Source organism: Rhabdothermincola sediminis (assembly GCF_014805525.1).
Lineage (GTDB): Bacteria > Actinomycetota > Acidimicrobiia > Acidimicrobiales > Acidimicrobilacustridaceae > Rhabdothermincola > Rhabdothermincola sediminis.
In genome coordinates this window covers 79780-101803 of sequence record NZ_JACFSZ010000010.1, presented here as the reverse complement: position 1 = coordinate 101803, position 22024 = coordinate 79780, and the positions used below count along the sequence as shown (strand labels likewise).

General features: G+C 70.6%; 25 protein-coding genes and 2 pseudogenes. 19 read left to right on the top strand and 8 right to left on the bottom strand.

Annotated features, from left to right (window positions below; genetic code table 11):
* Positions 1–64 precede the first annotated feature (64 nt).
* Positions 65–451, bottom strand: coding sequence for a hypothetical protein (locus HZF19_RS09930; RefSeq protein ID WP_208028613.1), 387 nt, complete (start codon positions 449–451; stop codon positions 65–67).
* A gap of 71 nt (positions 452–522) precedes the next feature.
* Between HZF19_RS09930 and HZF19_RS09925 the strand changes: the two genes are divergently transcribed.
* Complete coding sequence (locus tag HZF19_RS09925) at positions 523–1143, top strand: TetR/AcrR family transcriptional regulator (protein ID WP_208028612.1); 621 nt, start codon at positions 523–525, stop codon at positions 1141–1143.
* 16 nt (positions 1144–1159) lie between these two features.
* Here HZF19_RS09925 and HZF19_RS09920 read toward each other — a convergent pair whose 3' ends face one another.
* Positions 1160–2467: a beta-N-acetylglucosaminidase domain-containing protein gene (locus tag HZF19_RS09920; protein WP_208028611.1), complete on the bottom strand. Its 1308-nt coding sequence runs from the start codon at positions 2465–2467 to the stop codon at positions 1160–1162.
* 21 nt (positions 2468–2488) lie between these two features.
* On the opposite strand from HZF19_RS09920, the gene HZF19_RS09915 reads away from it, so the two are divergent.
* From HZF19_RS09915 to HZF19_RS09900, 4 genes are all read left to right on the top strand, one after another.
* The gene (locus tag HZF19_RS09915; RefSeq protein ID WP_208028610.1) at positions 2489–3181 is read left to right on the top strand and encodes an acetate--CoA ligase family protein; all 693 of its coding nucleotides are present in this window, start codon (positions 2489–2491) and stop codon (positions 3179–3181) included.
* A complete protein-coding gene (locus HZF19_RS09910; protein ID WP_208028609.1) occupies positions 3181–4647 on the top strand; it encodes a CoA-binding protein in 1467 nt (488 codons plus the stop codon). The genes HZF19_RS09915 and HZF19_RS09910 overlap by 1 nt, the downstream gene beginning before the upstream one ends.
* An 86-nt stretch (positions 4648–4733) precedes the next feature.
* A complete protein-coding gene (dacB, locus tag HZF19_RS09905) occupies positions 4734–6182 on the top strand; it encodes a D-alanyl-D-alanine carboxypeptidase/D-alanyl-D-alanine endopeptidase (RefSeq protein WP_208028608.1) in 1449 nt (482 codons plus the stop codon).
* A gap of 34 nt (positions 6183–6216) precedes the next feature.
* On the top strand, positions 6217–6852 hold the full coding sequence (locus tag HZF19_RS09900) for an LON peptidase substrate-binding domain-containing protein (RefSeq protein WP_208028607.1): 636 nt from the start codon (positions 6217–6219) through the stop codon (positions 6850–6852).
* Between the two features lie 3 nt (positions 6853–6855).
* Here HZF19_RS09900 and HZF19_RS09895 read toward each other — a convergent pair whose 3' ends face one another.
* Positions 6856–7866 (bottom strand): S1C family serine protease, encoded by a 1011-nt coding sequence (locus HZF19_RS09895; protein WP_208028606.1) that lies wholly within the window; start codon positions 7864–7866, stop codon positions 6856–6858.
* Positions 7867–8329: 463 nt separating this feature from the next.
* Here HZF19_RS09895 and HZF19_RS09890 point away from each other — a divergent pair, with 463 nt between their 5' ends.
* The 7 genes from HZF19_RS09890 to HZF19_RS09860 all read left to right on the top strand — a co-directional run bounded on the left by HZF19_RS09890 (position 8330) and on the right by HZF19_RS09860 (position 12297).
* On the top strand, positions 8330–8668 hold the full coding sequence (locus HZF19_RS09890; RefSeq protein ID WP_208028605.1) for a phage holin family protein: 339 nt from the start codon (positions 8330–8332) through the stop codon (positions 8666–8668).
* Positions 8665–8877 (top strand): hypothetical protein, encoded by a 213-nt coding sequence (locus HZF19_RS09885; RefSeq protein ID WP_208028604.1) that lies wholly within the window; start codon positions 8665–8667, stop codon positions 8875–8877. Before HZF19_RS09890 ends, HZF19_RS09885 begins: the two co-directional genes overlap by 4 nt.
* Positions 8877–9113 (top strand): hypothetical protein, encoded by a 237-nt coding sequence (locus HZF19_RS09880; RefSeq protein ID WP_208028603.1) that lies wholly within the window; start codon positions 8877–8879, stop codon positions 9111–9113. The genes HZF19_RS09885 and HZF19_RS09880 overlap by 1 nt, the downstream gene beginning before the upstream one ends.
* A gap of 78 nt (positions 9114–9191) precedes the next feature.
* A complete protein-coding gene (thiS, locus tag HZF19_RS09875) occupies positions 9192–9392 on the top strand; it encodes a sulfur carrier protein ThiS (protein WP_208028602.1) in 201 nt (66 codons plus the stop codon).
* An 11-nt stretch (positions 9393–9403) separates the two neighbouring features.
* Positions 9404–10354 (top strand): PP-loop family protein, encoded by a 951-nt coding sequence (locus HZF19_RS09870; RefSeq protein ID WP_208028601.1) that lies wholly within the window; start codon positions 9404–9406, stop codon positions 10352–10354.
* Entirely contained in the window at positions 10351–11124 is a 774-nt protein-coding gene (locus HZF19_RS09865; RefSeq protein ID WP_208028600.1) for a tRNA (adenine-N1)-methyltransferase, read from the top strand. The genes HZF19_RS09870 and HZF19_RS09865 overlap by 4 nt, the downstream gene beginning before the upstream one ends.
* Positions 11125–11133: 9 nt before the next feature.
* Positions 11134–12297, top strand: a complete 1164-nt coding sequence (locus HZF19_RS09860; protein WP_208028599.1) for a MarP family serine protease — start codon at positions 11134–11136, stop codon at positions 12295–12297.
* Positions 12298–12407: 110 nt separating this feature from the next.
* On the opposite strand, the gene HZF19_RS09855 is transcribed toward HZF19_RS09860, so the two are convergent.
* Complete coding sequence (locus tag HZF19_RS09855) at positions 12408–12644, bottom strand: ferredoxin (RefSeq protein WP_208028598.1); 237 nt, start codon at positions 12642–12644, stop codon at positions 12408–12410.
* 349 nt (positions 12645–12993) lie between these two features.
* Here HZF19_RS09855 and arc point away from each other — a divergent pair, with 349 nt between their 5' ends.
* The 7 genes and pseudogenes from arc (at position 12994) to HZF19_RS09820 (ending at position 19790) form a co-directional block, all read left to right on the top strand.
* Positions 12994–14715 carry a proteasome ATPase gene (arc, locus tag HZF19_RS09850; RefSeq protein ID WP_208028655.1) on the top strand — a complete coding sequence of 574 codons (1722 nt, stop codon included), beginning with the start codon at positions 12994–12996 and terminating at the stop codon, positions 14713–14715.
* A 21-nt stretch (positions 14716–14736) separates the two neighbouring features.
* Positions 14737–16251 (top strand): depupylase/deamidase Dop, encoded by a 1515-nt coding sequence (gene dop, locus HZF19_RS09845; protein ID WP_208028597.1) that lies wholly within the window; start codon positions 14737–14739, stop codon positions 16249–16251.
* Positions 16252–16286: 35 nt separating this feature from the next.
* A complete protein-coding gene (locus HZF19_RS09840; RefSeq protein WP_208028596.1) occupies positions 16287–16481 on the top strand; it encodes a ubiquitin-like protein Pup in 195 nt (64 codons plus the stop codon).
* A gap of 91 nt (positions 16482–16572) precedes the next feature.
* Positions 16573–17409: a proteasome subunit beta gene (gene prcB, locus HZF19_RS09835; RefSeq protein ID WP_208028654.1), complete on the top strand. Its 837-nt coding sequence runs from the start codon at positions 16573–16575 to the stop codon at positions 17407–17409.
* Positions 17406–18101, top strand: coding sequence for a proteasome subunit alpha (gene prcA / locus HZF19_RS09830; RefSeq protein WP_208028595.1), 696 nt, complete (start codon positions 17406–17408; stop codon positions 18099–18101). The genes prcB and prcA overlap by 4 nt, the downstream gene beginning before the upstream one ends.
* Before the next feature lie 125 nt (positions 18102–18226).
* Positions 18227–19270: pseudogene (locus HZF19_RS09825) on the top strand (phosphoketolase family protein); the annotation flags it as partial.
* A 358-nt stretch (positions 19271–19628) separates the two neighbouring features.
* The gene (locus HZF19_RS09820) at positions 19629–19790 is read left to right on the top strand and encodes a hypothetical protein (RefSeq protein ID WP_208028594.1); all 162 of its coding nucleotides are present in this window, start codon (positions 19629–19631) and stop codon (positions 19788–19790) included.
* Positions 19791–19846: 56 nt separating this feature from the next.
* On the opposite strand, the pseudogene HZF19_RS09815 reads toward HZF19_RS09820, so the two are convergent.
* From HZF19_RS09815 to HZF19_RS09800, 4 genes and pseudogenes are all read right to left on the bottom strand, one after another.
* Positions 19847–20110, bottom strand: a pseudogene (locus HZF19_RS09815) (ATP-binding protein); the annotation flags it as partial.
* Between the two features lie 27 nt (positions 20111–20137).
* Positions 20138–20608, bottom strand: coding sequence for a response regulator transcription factor (locus HZF19_RS09810; RefSeq protein WP_208028592.1), 471 nt, complete (start codon positions 20606–20608; stop codon positions 20138–20140).
* 68 nt (positions 20609–20676) lie between these two features.
* Positions 20677–21405 carry an anti-sigma factor gene (locus HZF19_RS09805; protein WP_208028591.1) on the bottom strand — a complete coding sequence of 243 codons (729 nt, stop codon included), beginning with the start codon at positions 21403–21405 and terminating at the stop codon, positions 20677–20679.
* Positions 21395–21985 (bottom strand): sigma-70 family RNA polymerase sigma factor, encoded by a 591-nt coding sequence (locus HZF19_RS09800; protein ID WP_208028590.1) that lies wholly within the window; start codon positions 21983–21985, stop codon positions 21395–21397. Before HZF19_RS09800 ends, HZF19_RS09805 begins: the two co-directional genes overlap by 11 nt.
* Positions 21986–22024 lie beyond the last annotated feature (39 nt).

Sequence of the window (22024 nt, the reverse complement as noted above, 5' to 3'; positions counted from 1 at the left end):
CAAGGGCACCCCGCCGCTCCGACGCCGGGTCCGCCGCGGCGCGAGGGCCCGCTCCGGCGGGCGGTCAGCCCACCGGCGGGAGGAGGGTGAAGGGCACCACCGTCGCTGGGCCGAGGTCGATGCGGCAATGCGCGTCCACCGTCCCGAAGGCCTCGAAGGTGAGCTCCGCCCGTACGAGCCGGTAGGTGAACCGTCCCGGTTCGACCTCGAGGGGTTGGACGTTGCGCGCCACCGGTTCGCCGTCGCGCCGGTACACGACCTCGAGCGCCGCGGTGCCCCGATGGTCCGGCGGGCAGTGCACGATCACCACCAGGTGGGGCTCGATGGTCACCGGGAGCGCAGCGGGTGCCGGGGCGGAGAAGCCCACGCCGGTGAGGTCGAGACGGGTGGAGGGCCCGGGGACCTGCCGGACGTCGATCCCGTCGATGAAGAGGGCGGCGAGGATGTGCACGGGCGCAAGCTATCCGTGCGATCCGGTACACGGAAGCGGCTCCGCCGCCCACCGGTCACTACCCTGGCAGCGTGGCGGTCGAGGAATCCACGACATCGACGCGGGACTCGATCCTGCTCGCCGCCCGGCACTGCTTCGCAGAGCACGGCTACGACGGCACCTCGCTCAACGACATCGCGGAGGCCGTCGGCATCCGCCGCTCCAGTGTGCTGCACCACTTCCCGTCGAAGGATGCCATCTACCGCCAGGTCTTCGAGGACGCTCTGAGCGAGTGGATGGCCCGGGTGGACGAGGCCACCGGTCCTGCGCACGACGCGCTCACGGGTTGGGCCCGGGTCGACCAGGTGCTGACCGCGGGTTTCCGGTTCTTCGTCGCCAACCCGGAGTTCGTCCGAATCGTGAGGCGGGAGGCGCTCGACGGTGGGGAACGGCTGGGGGTGGACCTCGGGGTCATGCTCAGGCCCCTGTTCGAACGGGCGGTGGGGTACTTCGAGCGGGAGATGGATGCCGGCACCTTCCGCCGGTTCGACCCCGAGCAGCTCCTCCTGACCGGGTATGGCGCGCTGTTGAGCTACTTCGGTGACCGGCCCTTCATCGAGGGTCTGCTCGGCCGGGATCCGATGGCCCCCGAGGTGCTCCAGCAGCGCCTAGAGCACCTGAGGGCGTTCATGCGGGCTGCGCTCGAGCCGTGAGCCGCCGCCTGGCCCTTCAGCCCGCCTCGGCGAGCGACGCCAGCGCGAAGCGCACGAGCGAGTCGGTGGCGTTCCGGTCCTCCAGCACACTGCCGGCGCCGTAGCGCCACGTGCCGTCGGCCCACTGTCCCAGCACCGGGCGGACGCTGCAGCGCGGGCCCATCACCGAATGCGCCGCCCGGCGCAGGGGTGGCCAGAGATAGAGGAGGGCCAGCCCCTGGTCGGTGGCCTTCGCCAGGTCGCCGGCGTCGAGCGCGGCGAGCACTCGCAGTGCGATCCGCACCACTTCGCGCTCGGCGCGCAGCTGGGTGAGCCACGGGGTGATCTCCGTCAGCAGCTTCTCGTCGGCCACCGCGTCCACGTCGACCGCCTCGTCGATCCAGGCCCGTAGCCGGGCCATCGCCTCCTGCCGTGCTGGTCCGAACGAGCTCACGACCGCCCGGGTGAGCTGCCAGGGCTCCACCCCGTCGCACGCCGCCGCGAATCCCCGGATCCCCAGCGCAGCCGCGTCCTGCTCCCACGCCGCGGCCGGGTCATCGCCCCGCAGGAACGCCGCCACCGACGACAAGGGGAGCTTCGAGGCGAGCGGCTGGACCATCGGGTTGGCGAGGTACCCCGCACAGGCACTCGAAAGTGCCGGGTCTCGGCCGCGGAGCGGCCCGAGGAACAGCCGATCGGCCATCAGCGCGTCGTTCACCGGGTAGTTGTCCCAGACGAGTGGCGGCCGGTCACCGAGGGTCGCGGCTCGGGCCTGCGCGTCGCCGGCGGTGATCTCGTCGCACACCACGGTGGCGCCCGTCCAGGCGATCGGGACCTCGACGGGGACCCCCGTGGCGAGCGCATCCAGGTACGGGGTGGACGTGCTGCCGGTGTACTCGGTGGGCACCAGCACGAGGGCGACGTCAGCGTCGAGCTCCTCCCGCAACCACCGCGTGAGCCCGGCATGCTCGTCTCCCAGCCCGGGACGGGGTGGGATGTCGTCGAGGGCCAGGCAGACCAACCGCACGCCGACTGCCGTGAGTTGCACGAGTTTCTCCAGCAGGGCGGCCCGGTCCTCGGCCGATGCGTAGTCGATCGACAGGCCGGGGCTCAGCGCGAACCCGACCTGGAGCGTGCCCGCTTCGAGGAGGCGTTCGAACCCGGCCAGGGCCTCCGCCGGATACCGCTCGCGCCAGCGCTCCCGATGGAGGGGATCGTCCTTGGGGGCGTAGAGGTAGTGGGTCATGCCTCGCTGGTGGCACCACGCCATCACGTCGAGCCGCTCGTCCCACGACCAGGGCGGCCCGTAGAAGCCCTCGATCAGCCCGCGGATCGCCCATCCCATGGCTCGCTAGGGTACGCACCCATGCCGCCAGCCTCAGCCGGTGGTCGCGCGCCGCACGAACCACCCATCAGCCGCACCCTCTCGGAAGCCCGCTCGAAAGCGCTGCTGGCGCGCTTCGGTGTCCCCTTCCCGGAGGAACGGGTCGTCGCCGACCCGGACGCCGCGGTCGCCGCCGCGATCGACATCGGCTTCCCCGCGGTGGTCAAGCTCAATGGCGACCGCATCGCCCACAAGACTGAACGGAACCTGGTCCGGCTGAACCTGGCCGATGAAGCAGCGGTCCGTCGAGCGGCCGGCGAGCTGCTGGCGGCGGCGACTCCTGCCGACGGCGAGGTGGAGCTGCTGGTCGCACCGATGTTGCGCGCCACCCGCGAGCTGATCGCGGGGCTGGCTCGCGACCCCCACTTCGGCATGACGGTGATGCTGGGTGTCGGCGGCGTGCTGGCAGAGGCCATCGCCGACGCGACCATCCGGCTGGTGCCCATCGAGCGGGAAGACGCAGAGGAGATGATCGACGACCTCACGACCCAGAACCTGCTGCGCGCCTTCCGGGGCGAGCCTCCCGTCGACCGGTCGCGGTTGGCCGACGTGCTGCTCGCGCTGTCGCGGGCCGCGGTGGTCCACCCCGAGATCGTGTCGGCGGACCTCAACCCCGTGCTCATCGTCGGCGGTGAGCCGATCGCGGTCGACGCGCTCGTCGAGGTACAGGCCTGATGGCGACCACCGAGCAGTTCCTGGCGCTCTTCGAGCCCCGAGGGGTGGTGGTGGCGGGGGCCTCGACCCACCCTGGCAAGTTCGGCTTCGTGGCGCTGCACAACCTGCTGGCCTGCGGCTATCGGGGCAAGGTCTTCGCCACCAATCGCGAGGGCTCAGCGGTGCTCGGCCGGCCCACCCTGCCCTCGCTGGAGGATGTGCCTGCGGGGGAAGCCGACCTGGTCTTCGTGTGCACGCCCGCGGCATCCAACTCCGAGGTGCTGCGCACCGCGGCCAGCAAGGGCATCAAGGCCGCGTTCATCGCCTCCGCGGGCTACGGCGAGGCGGGGGAGGAGGGCCGGGCCCTCCAGGACGAGCTGGTCACGCTGGCCGACGAGCTGGGCCTGTTGCTCGTGGGGCCCAACGGGCAGGGCGTGGTGTCCACCCCGGTGTCGATGTGTGCGCAGATCGTGGCGCCGTATCCACCTCCCGGCCGCATCGGGATCGTGAGCCAGTCCGGCAACTTCGTCTCCTCGTTCATGAACTACGCCATCCACAGCGGTGTGGGCGTGAGCCGCGCGGTCTCGGCCGGGAACGCAGCACAGGTGGGGGTGGCGGACGTCCTCGAGTTCTACGCCGAGGATCCCGCTACCGATGTGGCGCTGGCCTACGTCGAGGGGGTCAGCGACGGTCGCCGCTTCTTCGAACGCCTTCGCGCGGTGTGCGAGCAGATTCCCGTGGTCCTGGTGAAGGGCGGGGCCACCGCCGGCGGTGCCCGGGCCGCGGCGAGCCACACGGGTTCGCTGGCCACCGATGACCGGGTCTTCGACGGCATGTGCCGGCAGGCGGGGGCCGTGCGGGCGGCCACGATCGAGGAGGCCTACGAGGCCGCGGCCACCTTCGCCACCCAGCCGCTCCCCAAGGGCCCGAAGGTGGCGGTGCTGTCGACGGCGGGTGGTTGGGGCGTTGTCACCGCCGATGCCATCGCCCGTACCGACCTCGACCTGATGACGCTGTCTGCGGACCTACTGCGCGATCTCGACGCCGAGCTCCCGCCCCGCTGGAGTCGCAACAACCCCATCGATCTCGCGGGTGGTGAGACCAAGGACACCGTCCCCTCGGTGCTGTCGACCGTGGCCCGCCACGACGACGTCGACGCCGTGATCCTGCTCGGGATGGGCATCCAGGGGAACCAGGGCAAGCTCGAGCGGGAGGGGCCCTTCTACCCCGACCACGGTCTCGATCGCATCGTGAGCTTCCATGAGCGTCAGGACCACCGGTACACGACCACGGCCGGCGCGCTGGCCGACGAGCTGGGCAAGCCGATCCTCACGGCCACCGAGCTGTCGATCAGCTCGCCCGACAATCCCGCGGTGCGGGGCGTCGTGGAGAGCGGCAAGTACTGCTATCCGTCCTCGAACCGGGCCGTGGTTGCCCTGGCCCACCTCTGGCACCATGCCCGGTGGCGGGCCCGCCGGGGTCTTTGAGGCGGCCCTACACCGGCCGGCGGGTGGCGCCGGCGAGCGGCGGCATGCGCCGGCCGGTGTGTCCGCGGCACGTAGGCTCCCACTCGATGCCGCGCCACCCGCCTCGATCGCACCGCCGGGCCTTGGCTGCGTTCGCCGCAGTGGGCGCGATGCTCGCCGCGGGCTGTGCGGGCGAGGCGGTCTCCGTCGGGCCTGATCGCACAGTGGCCGCCTCGCCGGCCGAGGCCACGGGGACCCGGCTCGCCACCCCGGTGCTGTCCGCCCGCCGCGCTCCCGAGCTGCTCCGGGCCACCATCACCGGCCAGCGCCTCCACGACGCGCTGGCACCGCTGCTGGCCGAGGCACCGCCTTCGAGCTGCCTCGTGGTCAGCGCTGGTGGGCGCGTGCTGCTGGAGAAGGACCCCGACACCCCGGTGGTCCCGGCATCCACCCTCAAGCTGCTCACGGGTGTGGCGGTGCTCGAGACCCTCGATCCCGACAGCCACCTCACGACCACCGTCCAGGCGCGCCAGGCGCCCCAGGACGGTGTGATCGACGGCGACCTGTACTTGATCGGCGGCGGCGACCCGCTGCTAACCACTGATGGCTACAAGGTCACCTTCGAGAACCCCAGCCAGCTCTCGAACGACTTCGGTGAGCTCGCCGACCGGATCGCGGCCGCGGGCGTGCGTGAGATCCGGGGTGGCATCATCGGGGACGAGTCACGCTACGACCAGGAGCGCTGGATCCCCACGTGGCCCCAGCGCTACCAGCGGGAAGGCTACGTCGGCCCGCTCAGCGCGCTGGTGGTCAACGACGGCTCGACCGGGTTGTCGCTGGCGCCGAACGAGCCTGCCCGGTTCCGCAAGCCCGGTGAGCCCGCCTTGCTCGCCGCCGAGACGCTACGCACCCTGCTCGAGGATCGAGGCGTGCGGGTGGCCGGCGCGCCGTCGACCGGCCCGGCGCCCGCCGGTGCGACCGTGATCGCCACCCTGGAGTCCCCGCCGGTCCGGGACCTGGTGGGCGAGATGATCGCCGACAGCGACAACACCACCGCGGAACTTCTGGTCAAGGAACTGGGTGTCGCAACCCGTGGGGAGGGCACCACCCGAGCCGGGCTCGACGCCATCGCCACCGAGCTCGCGCAGCTCGGCCTGCCGGTGGCGGGCATCGAGCTGCGCGACGGCTCAGGGCTCGATCCCCAGGACCGGGTGACGTGCAGCCTGCTGGTGGCGGCCCTCGACCGGGCCGGGCCCGACAGCGTCCTCGGCCGTAGCCTCCCGGCGGCCGGACGCACCGGCACGCTGCGCAAGCGGATGCGCGACACCCCGGCCGAAGGGCGGGTGCGGGCCAAGACCGGCACCCTCGCCGAGGTCAACGCGCTCGCCGGGTTCGTCGAGACCGACAGCGGCGCCACGCTCACCTTCGCCTACGTGATCAATGGCCCGGACCAACCGCGAGGGCTCCTGCCGCTCGACGAGCTGGCCACGGCCCTAGTCACCGCGCCGGGCGGTCCACCGGTCGAGCACCTGTCTCCGCGCCCGGTCGGCACCTGAGGCCCGCCCGGTACCGGGCATAGGCTGGGTGACGGTGCCCGTCCTGCCGATGTTCCCGCTCGGCACGGTTCTCCAGCCCACGGGGGCGGTGCCCCTGCAGGTCTTCGAGCCTCGATACCGCCGGATGATGCGCGACTGCCTCGCGGGGCAGGATGGCTTCGGGGTCGTGCTCATCGAGCGGGGGAGCGAGGTCGGCGGTGGCGACGTCCGGGCGTCGGTGGGTACCCGCGCCGCCATCGTCGACCCGGTGGAGCTGGCCGACAGGCGCTGGACCCTGCTGGGCGTCGGGATCGAGCGCCTGCGGGTCGTGCGGTGGCTCGCCGACGACCCCTATCCGAGAGCGGAGGTGGAGCCGTGGCCTGATCCAGCGCCATCGGCAGCGCTGCCCTCGCTGGTGGCCTCCGCTGCGGCGAGCCTGCGGCGCCTCCTAGCGGCGTTCTCCGAGGCGGGAGGTCGCGGGATCCCCGTGGAGCTCGAGGTGCCTGACGACCCGATCCTGGCCAGCTATCGGCTCTGTGCGCTCTCGCCGCTGGGGCCCGCCGATCAGTACCGCTTGCTGTCGGCACCGTCCACGCAGGCTCGCGTCGAGCTGCTCATCGGACTGCTGGACGAAGCCCGCGAGGTACTCCTCGCGGGCATGCGGCTCGACGGCGACGTCGGGCCGGCCTGAGCCTCAACCCCTGGGCGGAAGCTGCGGCCCCCACCGGGCCAGGCAGTACCCCGCCACCGGCATGCGGGCTCCGCAGGTCACCCCGAACTGGTAGTAGTCCGAGTCGGGCGCCGATTCCTGCACGAGCAGGTCACAGGCGTACGAGTTACCGGCATCGCACAGCTCCCACTGCTCGTCGAGCTGAGCGTTGTCGCCGTAGGACTTGGCCTTGCGTGGATCGAGCTTCGCACAGTCGGGGGGCACGGTCTTGCGGGAGGTGTCCGCCAGGAACGAGTCGAGCGACGCCTTGACCCCCTCGTAGGTCTCCAGGTAGGGCACCACCTGGAACCCTCCTCCGCTGAGCGCGCCGAGGGCAGCGCCCTGGTTGATGTTCACCGCGGTGTTGATACCCGCCACCTTGCCGTCGGTGGTCAACGACGGCCCTCCGCTGTTGCCACGGTCGATGCGACCGTCGACCGACATGCCTATGCGGCGCTCCCCGCTCCGGTCGAAGCTCATGATGCTCAGCTCGGTGACCGTGAAGGTGCGCAGGGGGCGGGGATAGCCGAGCGCGACGAGCGGCTGACCCTCGACGAGGGTCGCGGTGTCCGCCCACGCGAGATACGAGCTCAGCGGCTGGTCGACCACGATCAGCGCCACGTCAGGGCTCTTGCTCATGCCCACGACGTGGCCCGGGATGCGCTCGCCGTTGCGGGAGACCAGCTCCGGCTCCGTGTCACCGACCACCACGTGCCAGTTCGTGACCACGTGGCGCGGGCTGATCGCGAACCCGCTCCCGCTGGTCTCCACCCCGCAACCTGAGGCCTCCACCCGCCACACGGCATCCCCGAAGTGAACGGCGATCTGCTCGGCGCTGAAGCCGCCCGGGGGGACCTCGATCGCCGGCGGGGGCGGGAAGGACGTGACTGCTGCGGTGGTGGTCGTGCCCTCGGCTGCGAGGTCGGCGTCATCGCCGCCGTTGCCGCCCCCCGCCACCATCGCGATGCCCGCCGCCAGGGCTGCGAGAAGGATCACGATGCCGCCGATGAGCAGCCAGTTCGGGCCGGATCTGGGGGTGGGCCCACCTGGTGTTCGCGGCGGGTGCGGCTCGGGGGACGGCTGGGGGCTTCGCTCGCCCGGGACACCTGACGCCGCGACAGGGGCCGCGACCTCCCTGGGCGCAACAGGAGCGGGTGGCTCGCTCGGGGGAACCGGGGGCTGGGCGGGAGGGGTCGAGGATGCCGTCGCGGCCCGGTCAGCGGGCGGGGCGGGGGCGAATTGCCACCCACAGGTCGGGCACACCTCTTCGCCGTCGTCGACCTCGGAACGGCACCGCCAACACTGCATGGCGACAGCCTAGAGAAACCGGCTCGCGCCAGACCGGCGGCCGCGGCGCCGGACGGTTCGTGCTGCGGGGACCCGGCCTGGGTAACGTGCCCTGCGCAGGCGGGTGGCCCGTCCAGCCCGTACCGAGGCCGAGGATCGACGAAGGACCGCTGTGACCAAGCAGAAGCCCGTAGCCGACATCGCCCAGGAGCTGTGGGAGCTCCTCAAGGGCTACGCGAAGCAGGAGACGGTCGACCCGCTTCGCGACCTCGGCCGGTACCTGGCGTTCGGGCTGTCAGGGGCGCTACTGCTCTCGCTGGGCACGTTCTTCCTCGCCCTGGCTGCCTTGCGGGCCCTGCAGACCGAGACCGGCGACACCTTCGACGGTGCCTGGTCGGCCGTGCCCTACGCGATCGTCGCGGTGGCCCTCCTGCTGCTCGCGGTCCTCGCCGCCAGCCGCATCACCCGCGGGCCGCACGCCCAGCGCAGCACCCGGGAGGGACCACGATGAGCAACCCGGCCCAGCGGATCACCCGCGACGACATCGAAGCGAAGTTCAGGGAGATCCAAGGCGAGGTGGAGCTGATCGAGGACGAGGCCCGCAACTACGCCGGCCTGGTCGCTGTGGCGGTCGTGGTCACCGTGGTGGCCGTGGCGTTCCTGCTCGGTCGCCGGCGAGGCCGGAAGGTGCGCACGATCGTCGAGATCCGGAGGGTCTGATGCTGGCGGGCCTGCTCCGCCGAGCGCGCACCGAAGGCATCACCCGAGGCCTCATCGGAGGGAACCGGCTGTGGCTCGTCGTGGGGGGCCTCGCCTGGGGCGCTCGAGCCTTGCGCTGGGCGGTCCGGCGTGAGGAGGAGGTCGTCTTCCGGGAGGTCCTGGAGCCGGGCGAGCAGCTCGTGATCACGGCACGTGCGCCCTCGGCCAGGAGGGGTCGTGCTCGCGGTGCACGCTGAGCGCCCGCTCGGATCCGGCGACGGCGCGGTGGACGGTCCGCTTCGGCATCGGGGCCAGGTCGGGCCATCATGGGCACCGTGAAGGTTCGCCTCCGCAATCCCGATCGAGAGCTCGACGTCGCTGGACCCCTGAGCGTCCAGCACCTCTTGGCCCGGCTCGACATCAACCGGGAGTCCGTCCTCGTGATCCGCGGGGACACGCTGGTCACGAGCGACGTCGTGCTGCAGGACGATGACGTGATCGAGATCCGGCCCGTGATCTCTGGCGGGGCGTTCTGATGAAGTGCCGGGTGTGCCGCCAGCCGGCGGTCATCGACATCCGCAGGCACAACGCCGGGTTCTGCGGCGAGCACTTCCTGCGCTTGTGCCGGGACCAGGTGACCAAGGCGATCGAGGAGTTCTCGATGATCGGGCCTGGTGAGCGGGTGCTCGTCGCCGTCTCCGGAGGGAAGGACTCCCTGGCCGCGTGGGACCTGCTCAGCTCCCTGGGTTACGAGGCCGACGGCCTCTACCTCGGGCTGGGTATCGGCGACTACAGCGACACCTCCGGTGACCACGCCCGGCGGTTCGCGGCGAGCCGCGACCTGCGGCTGATCGAGGTCGACCTGCGGGAGCGGTACGGCTTCGACATCCCCACCGGCTCGCGCGCCGCCCGGCGGGTGCCGTGCTCCGCCTGCGGGTTGGCCAAGCGGCACGTCTTCGACCGAGTCGCGGTCGAAGGTGGCTACGACGTCGTGGCCACCGGCCACAACCTCGACGACGAGGCAGCGGTGCTGTTCGGCAACGTGCTGCGCTGGCAGGTCGACTACCTCGCCCGCCAGCTCCCGGTGCTCCCGGAGCGAGACGGGTTCCCCCGCAAGGTGAAGCCACTCGTCAGGCTCACCGAGCGTGAGATGGCTGCCTACTGCGTACTGCGGGGCATCGACTACATCGTGGAGGAGTGCCCCATGTCGGCCGGGAACAAGCACCTCGGGTACAAGGAGGCCCTCAACGCCATCGAGCAGCAGTCGCCGGGCAGCAAGCACGACTTCTACTTCGGGTTCCTGGCCCGGGCCTCCGAGCGTTTCCGGGCCGGGATCGAGGCGGACCAGGCCGCTCTCCGTCCCTGCTCGGCCTGCGGTGCCCCCACCGTCACCGAGGTGTGCGCCTTCTGCCGCCTCGTGGAGCGGGTGACAGGGGAGCGCGCTGGAGGCTCCGTGCCCGTCGAGCTGAGCGCCGGCAGCGGAGTGCGCCCGTCGTGAGCCGGCAGTTCCGAGCCGGCGATCGAGCGCTGCTCATCGACCAGAAGAAGCGCCGTTACCTGGTGAACCTCCGGCCCGGTGGCCAGTTCCATTCCCACGCGGGGTACGTGGAGCACGACCAGATCATCGGCGTGGGCGAGGGAGCAACGGTGCGGTCGACCAAAGGCAGCCCCTACGTGGCGGTCCGGCCGACGCTCGCCGATTTCGTGCTCAAGATGCCACGGGGTGCGCAGGTCATCTATCCAAAGGATCTCGGGCCGATCCTCATGCTGGCGGACATCTTCCCCGGCGCGCGGGTGCTCGAGTCCGGCGTGGGCTCGGGCGCGCTGTCGATGACCTTGCTCCGTGCCGGGGCCGAGGTCACCGGCTACGAGATCCGAGACGACTTCGCCTCCCGGGCCCGGAACAACGTGGCGGCCTTCCTCGGCGACGAGGCGTTGGCGCGGTACCGGGTCGAGGTCCGCGACTGCTACGAGGGGATCGACCTGCGAGATCTGGACCGCATCGTCCTCGACCTCCCCGAGCCCTGGCAGGTGGTCAAGCACGCGGAGCTGGCGCTGCACCCCGGCGGGGTGCTGCTCGCCTACACCCCGTCGGTGGTGCAGGTGATGCAGCTGCGCGAAGCCCTCGACGCCAGCCGCTTCGACCTCGCCGAGACGGTCGAGGTCTTGAGCCGTAGCTGGCACGTCGACGGCCAGGCCGTTCGACCGGACCACCGGATGGTCGCCCACACCGGGTTCCTGACCCACGCTCGCCTCCTCGGCGGCTGAGGACCCAGGGTGAACGCCCTCGATGCTGTGTTCGTCGCGCTGGCGACGATCGTGGCCTTGGTGGGGTACCGGATCGGTTTCGTGACCCGGGTGCTCTCGTGGCTCGGAGCGCTCGCCGGCCTCGCGCTCGGGGCCCGGCTGCTGCCGCTGGTGCTCGCCCAGGTCGAGGACGCCGCTCACGCGGTCGTGCTGCTGGTGGCCGTGACCCTGCTCATGAGCACCATGTTCCTCGGGCAGGCGATCGGCTATCTCCTGGGCGCCTACGTCCGGCCGCCGATGCGGACGAGGGCGGGCACGACCCTCGACGGCGCGCTGGGGGCGCTGGCCAGCGTGCTCGGCGTCGTGGTGCTGGCCTGGGTTCTGCTCCCGTTGGCCGCGAGCGCACCGGGATGGCTGGAGCGGCAGACATCCGAGTCGTGGGTGGCTCGGCAGCTCCAGTCCCACCTGCCGCCACCCCCGGACGCCACCAGCGCGCTGCGGTCCATCGTGGGCGAGGATCGCTTCCCGACGGTCTTCACTGCCCTCGATCCCTCGGGCGATCCGGGCTTGCCGCCATCCGAGACCGGGATGTCCCCGGCGGTGGCGGAGCGGGTTCAACGCTCCGTGCTGAAGGTGGAGGCGCTCGCCTGCCGTCGGATCCAGAACGGCACGGGCTTCGTGGTCGGGGAGGGACTGGTGGCGACCAACGCCCACGTGGTGGCGGGGAGCCGCAGGACGACGGTGGTGCGCGAGGACGGCCGCTCGCTGGACGCGGAGGTGGTGGGCTTCGACCCCGATCGCGATCTGGCGCTGCTCTCGGTGCGTCGCCTCGACCGGCCGCCGCTGCCCCGGGATCGGGCGGCGCCGCGGCAGGTGGGAGGGGTGTTCGGCCATCCCGGTGGCGGGCCGCTGCGAGTCGCTCCGTTCCTGGTAGCCCGGGAGCTGAACGCCACGGGCCGTGACATCTACGACACGGGCGTGGCCGATCGCAAGGTGCTCGAGCTGCACGCCGCGCTCGCGGGGGGCGACTCGGGTGCACCGGTGGTGCGGTCCGACGGCCGGGTCGTCGGCGTGGTGTTCGCGGTGTCGACCGAGCGGGCCAGCACCGCCTATGCGCTGACTGCCGGCGAGCTCGAGGCGCTCCTCGGGGAGGTCACCGGCGCAGCGCCGGTGGGGACGGGGCCCTGCCTGTGACCCGCTGGACGCGAACGGGGGGCCGCTGAGGCCCCCCTCCGAACACGGTGCTCCGTGCAGCCGGTGCGAGCGGTGGCGGCCGCTCGGTCGTCAGCACCCGAGCCTCGGGCTCAGTCCACCTCGATGAAGATGCATTCGCCGGGGCACTCCTCGGCAGCCTCGATGACCGCCTCCTCCTGGCCCGCAGGGACGTTCGCGAGCCCCTCGGCACCGCCGGGATCGCTGAACACCTTGTCGCCTTCCTTGACGTAGGCCAGCCCGTCGTCGAGGAGGGTGAACACGTCGGGGGCGATCTCTTCGCAGAGGCCATCGCCGGTGCAGAGATCCTGGTCGATCCAGACCTTCATGGTTGCGCCCGTACCTTTCTACGTGTGTCGTGGTGTCGGCTCTGCCGGCTGCGCGGCTCGCGGATATCGGTCCCGCTCGTCTGACCGGTGCCGGTCTGCCAGCGGTTCTCTAGCACTCTACCTGCCTCCAGAATAAAAACGAGATCTCCGGGGAAATCATCCTGCCGCCCACGGCCCCGGCAGCCGGCCACGACAGAGGTGGGGTCCGGCGGGGCCCACGAATCTCGCCCGTTCCACTCCGCCGATTCCGCGAGGCACGCGTGTAGGGTCCGGAGAGACCACGAACGAGGAGGTGGGTCCCGTCAACGAGGCCGAATACGAACGCCGACTCGCCGCCTACGAACGGGAGATGGCCGAGCTGCGCGAGCAGGCCAAGACCCTCGAGGAGGAGGTGATCTCCCTTCGGCGCCGCCTGCAGGACGCCCCCAAGCGCGTCCGCACCCTCGAGGAACGGCTGCTCGAGACCAAGGGCCAGCTGGCGCAGGCCGTGTCGCAGAACGAGAAGCTCACCTACACCCTGCGGGAGGCGAGGGAGCACATCGCCGCGCTCCGGGACGAGGTCGACAAGCTGACCCAGCCACCGGCTGCGTACGGCACGCTGATCGGGGTGAACGACGACGGCACCGTCGACGTCTTCAGTGGTGGGCGCAAGATGCGCGTCTCGGTACACCCCGACCTCGGGCCCGACGAGCTGGTGCGCGGCGCGGAGGTGGTCCTCAACGAATCCCTCAACGTGGTCATGGCCCGCGGCCCGGAGATCACCGGCGAGGTCGTGACCTTCAAGGAGCTGCTCGACGACGGTCGGCGGGCGATGATCGTCGGCCGGGCCGACGAGGAGCGCGTGGTGGAGCTGGCCGAGCACCTGGTCGGCAGCAAGCTGCGAGCCGGTGACTCGGTCATGCTCGACGGGCGCAGCAACCTCCTCCTGGAGCGGCTCCCCCGACCGGAGGTGGAGGAGCTCGTCCTGGAGGAGGTGCCGGACATCACCTACGACGACGTCGGCGGGCTCGACAGCCAGATCGAGCAGATCACCGACGCGGTCGAGCTGCCCTTCCTCCACCAGGAGCTGTTCGCGGAGCACAAGCTCCCTGCCCCCAAGGGCATCCTGCTCTACGGCCCGCCAGGCTGCGGCAAGACCCTCATCGCCAAGGCGGTGGCGAACTCCCTCGCCAAGAAGGTGGCCGAGCGCAGTGGCGACAAGGAGGCCCGCAGCTACTTCCTCAACATCAAAGGCCCGGAGCTGCTCAACAAGTACGTGGGCGAGACGGAGCGCCAGATCCGCCTGGTGTTCCAGCGGGCCAGGGAGAAGAGCGAGGAAGGCTGGCCGGTCATCGTGTTCTTCGACGAGATGGACTCCCTGTTCCGCACCCGTGGCACCGGCATCAGCTCCGACATGGAATCGACGATCGTCCCGCAGCTCCTGGCGGAGATCGACGGGGTCGAGGCACTGAAGAACGTGATCGTGATCGGCGCCTCCAACCGGGAGGACCTCATCGACCCCGCGATCCTGCGGCCGGGACGGCTCGACGTGAAGATCAAGATCGAGCGACCTGACGAGTCCGCCGCCATGCAGATCTTCGCCCGCTACCTGACGCCGGACCTCCCACTCGATCCCGCCGAGGTGGCGCGCCTCGGTGGGGGGGATCCCGCCAAGGCCGTACAGGCGATGATCGAGCAGACCGTCGGGGAGATGTACCAGACCAGCGAGCAGAACCAGTTCCTCGAGGTCACCTACCAGAACGGCGACAAGGAGGTGATGTACTTCAAGGACTTCTCCTCCGGCGCCATGATCGAGAACATCGTGCGCCGAGCGAAGAAGCTGGCGATCAAGCGGTACATCACCCAGCAGACCAAGGGCATCCGGGTGTCGGACCTGATCGAGTCCATCCACCAGGAGTACAAGGAGCACGAAGACCTGCCGAACACGACCAACCCCGACGATTGGGCCAAGATTTCGGGGAAGAAAGGCGAGCGCATCATCTACGTGCGCACGCTCATCAAGCGCCATGACGACGAGGCGGCAGAGGGCGGGCGGGCCATCGAACGGGTAGCGACCGGCCAGTACCTGTAGGACACACCGAGGCTGACGTAGGTGGCGATCAAGAAGATCTGCGGTGTCGAGACGGAGTACGGCATCGTGCTTCGCGGCGCGGCCGACTCCAATCCCATTGCGGCGTCTTCCATGTTGATCAACGCCTACGTCAACGAGATGGTCCGAGCACGCGGTGGCGAGTCCGTGTCGTCCAAGGTCGGCTGGGACTTCGAGGACGAATCACCGGGCAACGACGCTCGAGGCATCCAGGCCGCCGGCGCGATGGCGCCCGAGGTGGAGACCCACCTCGTCAACGCCGTCCTGACCAACGGTGCCCGGTACTACGTAGACCACGCACACCCGGAACTGTCCACACCCGAGTGCGCCGACGCCCGCTCGGTGGTGGTCTACGACCGCGCGGCGGAAGAGATCCTCAAGCAATCGATGGAAGCTGCCCGCCGGCTGTTGCCCGGAGGCCAGGAGATCGTCGTCTACAAGAACAACAGCGACCGCAAGGGCAACTCCTACGGCTGTCACGAGAACTACCTCATGGACCGCCACGTGCCCTTCGGGCGCATCGTCGTGCACGCGATGGCCCACTTCATCACCCGGCAGGTGTTCACCGGCGCAGGCAAGGTGGGCACCGAGGTCGCCGGGATGACCGCGGAGCAGATCCCCTTCCAGCTCTCACAGCGGGCCGACTTCTTCGAGGAGGAGGTCGGCCTCGAGACGACGCTCAAGCGACCGATCGTGAACACCCGCGACGAGCCGCATTCCGACGCGCAGAAGTACCGGCGCCTGCACGTCATCGTGGGGGATGCCAACCTGTCCGAGGTCTCGACCTTCCTGAAGGTGGGCACCACCGCGCTGGTGCTGGCGATGGTCGAGGACGACTTCCTGACACGGGAGCTGGTGTTCAACACGCCCGTCTGGGCCCTCCGCCAGGTGAGCTACGACCTCACGCTGACCGAGCCGCTCGAGCTCGTCGACGGCTCGTCGATCACGGCGCTCGAGGTGCAATGGGAGCTCTACGACCGGGCCCGCAAGTACGCCGACGCATTCGGCCTGGAGTGCGTGGGCGAGTCCACCGGCCAGGAGGTGCTCCGCCGCTGGGAGGCCGTGCTCACGGGCCTCGAGACCGATCCGGGGTCACTGGCCTCGCAGCTCGACTGGGTCGCCAAGTACCGGCTGATCGAGGGCTACCGCGAGCGCCACGGCCTCCGGTGGGACGATGCCCGTCTAGCAGCGATGGATCTCCAGTACCATGACCTCCGCCCCGAGCGCTCCCTGGCGGCTCGGGTGGGCCTCGAGCGGCTGACCACCGACGAGGAGGTCCGGGAGGCGATCACCGAGCCCCCCACCGACACCCGGGCCTACTTCCGTGGCAAGTGCCTCCAACGGTGGGCCGATGACGTCGTGGCCGCCAACTGGGACTCGCTGGTTTTCGACGTCGGCCAGGATCCCCTCCGCCGGGTCCCGATGATGGAGCCGACGCGTGGAACAGCGGCGCAGGTGGGTACGTTGTTGGCAGAGTGTTCGACGTCGGCGGAGCTGCTGGAGCGGCTCGGGTCGTAGGCGCGGACCGCGACGAGCGACGGAGTGAGTGGTTGATGGCTGAACGGGAGCAGATCAAGAAGCCGGCGAAGGAACGCGAGGACGTCGAGGTCGACGACGCCCCCGTCACGACCGAGCGCGGCGAGAAGCTCAAGGCTGAGCTGGACGAGCTGCTGGACGAGATCGACGACGTCCTGGAGACCAACGCTGAGGAGTTCGTGAAGTCGTACGTGCAGAAGGGCGGCGAGTAGCCGGCTTCTGCGGCCAGGCGGTGTGAGCGGGCCCTCGGGAGGTGACTGGTCACCGCCGCGACGGCACCTTGTAGCCTGCTCGTCCGTGAGCATGCCGTTCTTCACGCCGGGTGACGATCCCGGACCGAGCTTCACCGAGCTGCTGCGGCGGGTCGGATTGGCACCGCCGGTACCCACCCTGTCGCCTGGCGAGCGGATCGAGATCGCCCACGGCACGACGGTGGTGGCCATCCGCTACGCCGACGGCGTGGTGATGGCTGGTGACCGGCGGGCCACGGCTGGCAACTTCATCTCCCACCGGGCCATCGAGAAGGTCTTCCCGGCCGATCGTCACTCCGGGGTGGCGATCGCCGGCGCGGCCGGGCCGGCGATGGAGATGGTCAAGCTGTTCCAGCTCCAGCTCGAGCACTACGAGAAGGTCGAGGGGACGGCGCTCAGCCTGGAGGGCAAGGCGAACACCCTGGCCCAGATGGTGCGATCGAACCTCCCGGCGGCGATGCAGGGACTCGGTGTCGTACCACTCTTCGCCGGCTACGACACCCACCGGCGAGCGGGCCGCCTCTTCGAGTACGACCTGACCGGGGGCCGCTACGAGGAGACCCGCTTCGCCGCCAGTGGATCGGGGAGCCTCCATGCCAGCACGGTGATCAAGCTGGGCTACCGGGAAGGCATGGATCGGGGTGGCGCGGTGGACCTGGCGATCACAGCCCTCTTCGAGGCCGCCGACGAGGACTCGGCCACCGGCGGACCGGACCTGGTCCGGGGCATCTACCCGGTGATCGCCACCATCACCAGCAGCGGCTTCGAGCGCCTGGCCGATGACGAAGTGGCCGAGCGCTTCCAGGACCTGGTGGCCACCCTCACCGAGCGCGAAGCCACCGCACCCCGGTTGCCGGAGACCACGACCGAAGGTGGTGGCGAGCGATGACCATGCCCTTCTACGTCGCCCCCGAGCAGGTCATGAAGGACCGGGCTGACTACGCCCGCAAGGGCATCGCGCGGGGCCGGAGCCTCGCGGCCGTGCTCTACGACCAGGGCATCCTGATCTGCGCCGAGAACCCCTCCTCGACGCTGCGAAAGATCAGCGAGATCTACGACCGGATCGCGTTCGCCGGTGTCGGCAAGTACAACGAGTTCGACCAGCTGCGCATCGCCGGCATCCGCGCCGCCGATCTCAAGGGTTATGCCTACAGCCGGGAGGACGTCGACGCTCGCAGCCTGGCCAACCAGTACGCGCAGATCCTCGGCCAGATCTTCACCCACGAGATGAAGCCCATGGAGGTCGAGATCCTGGTGGCCGAAGTCGGTGCCGAGCCGGGCGGGGACCAGCTCTTCCACATCCTCTACGACGGCACCGTGATGGACGAGGAGAACGTCACCGTCCTCGGCGGCGAAGCGGAGGCGATCGCCGCGAGGCTCCAGGAGACCTGGCGAGCAGGACTGCCCCTCGACGAGGCGGTGAGGGTCACGGTGCAGGCCCTGGCGGGGCCCGAGCGGAGCATCGGGCCGAGCGAGCTGGAAGCAGCCGTGCTGTCGCGCACCAACGGCCGCCGGGCCTTCCGGCGCATCGACGACGAGGAGCTGAGCGGCTACCTCGGGGAGCAGGCATCGCCGAGCTGATCACGGCCAGCTCGCCGGCGGTCACGGCCGCGGGAAGGATGGGTAAGGTCCCGGAGCATTGGCTCCAGCCACGACCAGCCGAGCCTGGTGGCCGAGGGGGTCCTGAGTGACGAGAGCTCCGGCGGATCGATGCCCACTGGCGTGCAGCCAACTACCTCACGGTGGGCCAGATCTACCTGCGCGACAACCCGCTGCTCACCCAACCGCTCGAGGCAGGGCACATCAAGCCGCGGTTGCTCGGCCACTGGGGCACCTCGCCTGGGCTCAACATCATCTACACCCATCTCAACCGGGTGATCCGCGAGCGAGGGTCGAGCGTGCTGCTCGTGACCGGCCCGGGGCACGGTGGCCCGGCCATCCTGGCCAACGTCTACCTCGAAGGCACGTACTCGGCGATCTACCCGGACGTCTCGCTGGATGCAGCCGGCATGCTCCGGCTCTTCCGCCAGTTCTCGACGCCCGGCGGTGTTCCCAGCCACGTCAGCGTCCCCACGCCGGGCTCGATCCACGAGGGTGGCGAGCTGGGATACGCGCTCGTCCACGCCTTCGGCGCGGCGTTCGACCACCCCGAACTGGTCGTCGCCTGCGTGATCGGTGACGGCGAAGCCGAGACGGGCCCGCTCGAGGGGTCGTGGAAGGGCATCAGCTTCCTGAACCCCGCCCGGGACGGCGCCGTGCTGCCGACCCTGCACCTCAACGGCTACAAGATCTCCAGCGCCACGGTCCTCGGCCGCTCGAGCGACGAGGACATCGTCCGCCTCCTCCAGGGTCACGGCTACGCGCCAGTCTTCGTCAACGGAGACGATCCCCACCACGTGCATCGAGACCTCGCCTCGGCATTCGATCACTGCTTCGATTCGATCGCCGCCATCCAGGCCGACGCGAGGGCGCGGGGGGTCCGGGCCCGGCCGGCGTGGCCCGCGCTCGTCCTGCGCACCCCGAAGGGCTGGACCGGCCCGGCGATCGTGGATGGCCAGCAGATCGAGGGGACGTTCCACTCCCACCAGGTGCCGGTCTCGGACGTGCGCACCGATCCCGCGCACCTGGCGATCCTCGAGCAGTGGTTGCGCAGCTACCGGCCCGAGGAGCTCTTCGACCGTCGAGGCCGTCCCGTCCCCGACGTCCTCGCCGCGAGCCGCACCGGCGACCGTCGCATGGGAGCCAACCCGGTTCTTGCGCTGCTACCGCGAGCACGCTGGCGTTGTCGTGCCGCCCCGGCAGACGGCGCCGCCGGCGGTGGCGCCGGCGCGGGAGCGGGGCCTGGCTCGGATCGCCGGGCCGGTCGGGACCGTGGTCGCGGCTGCGCACATGACCTGGTGAGCGGCGAATGAGCTGTTGACGTTGACCGGTTACCGGTTGCTGGCCGCCCGCTGCGGCCATCCGCTGCTGGCGACGCTCCTGGGGCGTGTCGCGGCGCAGGAGTCGCGCCATTACAGCTTCTACCTGCTGTAGGCGGAATGGCGTCTGGCGGCCAGCCCGCTGGCGCGGGTCGCGGTGCGCCAGGTCCTCACGCGGGCGTGGACGCCGGTGGGGGTCGGTGACGGCTACAAGCGTCCGGAGGAGTTCGATCGGTTGCTCGGCTATCTCGCGAGTGGCGACGACGGCAGGCGTGTCGTGTCCCGCATGGACCAGCGGTTCTCGGCGCTGCCGGGGCTGGCTGGGCTGCGCATCTACGGCAACCTCTGCTGACCGGTCCCACGGCGGCGAGTCGAGGGAACTCGTCGGCGGCCGGGCCGGCAAGGCCGTCAGCGTTGCGTCACGGCGAGTTCGGCCCACACGACCTTGCCGTGCTCGCCGGCCTCGACGCCCCAGGCTTGGCTCATGGCGGCGACGAGGAACATGCCGCGGCCGCCCTCGGATGCCGGGTCGAGGACCTGGGGATCGGGGCTTCGGTTCGATTCGTCGGCGACCTCGACGCGCAGGACGCTTCCAGCGAGGGACAGGGTCACGTCCGTCGGGGAGCTGGCGTGGATCATGGCGTTGGTGACCAGCTCGCTCACGATCAGCGTGGCAGTCTCGCTCTCGTCGCCGCACCGCTAGCGCCGGCAGGTGTCGGCGAGGAACTGGCGGGCGCCGGGGACGCTCGGTGGTGTCGCCGCGAAGCGGCGGGTCGCTCGTGTGGGTGGGCGGTCTCCGATCTGGTTGAGCGCTGCGAGGAGGTGGTCGATGTCGCCCTTGACCACGTAGTCTGTGGCGCCGGTCGAGCGGCTCAGGTGCTGGTCTTGTGGGTCGGTGCCGGTGAAGACGACCACCCGCGTGTCGCCTGCGATGTCGAGGATGCGGGGGATGAGCTCGTGCCCGGCGATGTCGGCCAGCCCGAGGTCGAGCACGACGATGTCGGGTACCTCGGCCTCGATGACCGCGAGTGCGGTCTCGGCGTCGGGCGCCTCGCCGACGACGTGGTAGCGGCTGCTCAGCTCGAGGGTGAGGCGGACGAGCGCACGCAGATCGTCGTCATCGTCGACGACACCCACCGAGAACTGCATGCGCGAGGGCACTGGCGCCACCGTCGACCTTCCTGGTCAGCCTGCTCGCAACGACCGCACGCTCGATGCTGACCGATCCGGTGGCCGTCTCAGGTGGTGCTGCCGACGACCACCGGCGCGTTGGTGGACGCGACGACCCCGGCCCGGTCCTCCTCGGTGACGGCGAAGGCGGTGTAGGGGTCGGCGGGGAACGTGACGATATCGGGGTGCGGTCCGAGGACCCCAAGGGAGATCAGCTGGTCGCCCGTCGCGCCCCACAGCTGGTAGGTGCGGTCACGGCTGAGGCGGGGCAGCGCCGCGGCGGCCAGGTATCCGGTCCCGTCGGCTGCGATGACCCCCCGGAGCGTGAGCTGCCCGTCGTCGGAGGCCAGCTCGAACACCTGGGAGCGCGGGTCAGTGAGCGCGGCCTGGAACGCTGGGCCCAGCGGGTCCTGCAGGGCGCTCTGGAGCTGGTCGATCCGCTGGTCCTGTTCGCGCACCTGAACGCCGAGCACCGCGACGATCACGGCGGCCGCGGCGAGGGCTGCGACCATCGCTCGAGCCACCCGCCGGGGGCGTTCGAGCGTGCCGCCCTCGACGGGGGCCAGCCGGGGCCCGGGCGGGGATGCCTCGAGCGAGCCGGCGATGCGCTGCCAGAGGTGCTCGGGGGCGTCGCCGCTGCTGGGGGTCAGCAGTGCGGCCGTCTCCCGGTGGTCCTGCACTTCGGCCCGGCAGCGTGCGCATTCGCGCAGGTGGGTGTCCACGGCGGCGTGCTCGTCGGGGTCGACGGCGTCGAGGGCGTAGGCCCCGAGGAGGTCGCTGATCTCGTCATGGTTCACGGCTGTCCTCCCACACCAGGTCGGCAAGGTTGTCGCGCAGGCGGCGAAGTCCCGAACGGATGCGGCTCTTCACGGTGCCTTCGGGCTCGCCCAGGCTGGCGGCGACCTGCCGGTAGGTCTTGCCGCCGAAGTACGCCATCTCGATCGCCTGCCGCTCACCGGGAGGGAGCAGGCCCAGCGCGTCGCGGACGTGCTCGGCGACGGTGAGGTCCCAGACGTCACCCTCGACGTCTTCACCTGCGCTGACCCGGACGCGCTCTTGGTGCTGGCGCCGCTCCCGCCCGCGCCGCGCCTCTTCGGAGCGCACGATGTCCACGGCACGGTTGTGGGCGTGGGCGAGGAGGAAGGATCGCAGGCTGCCGCGCTGGGGATCGAACCGGCCCGGCTCGTGCCAGAGCCGCACGAAGACGTCCTGCGCGACCTCCTCGGCCAGCAGCCGGTCGGTGAGCACCCGGCAGGCGAGCGCGAACACGGCGCCGCCGTGACGGCGGTAGGCCTCTGCAAGGGCGTCCTGGCGCCAACGGCCGATGGCGACCACCAGCTGGGCGTCGCTCGCCTGGGTGAGGTCGTCCTCCCTCACGCGGGCGCTGGGCGGCAGGGCCGGGGGCAACGGGTCGAT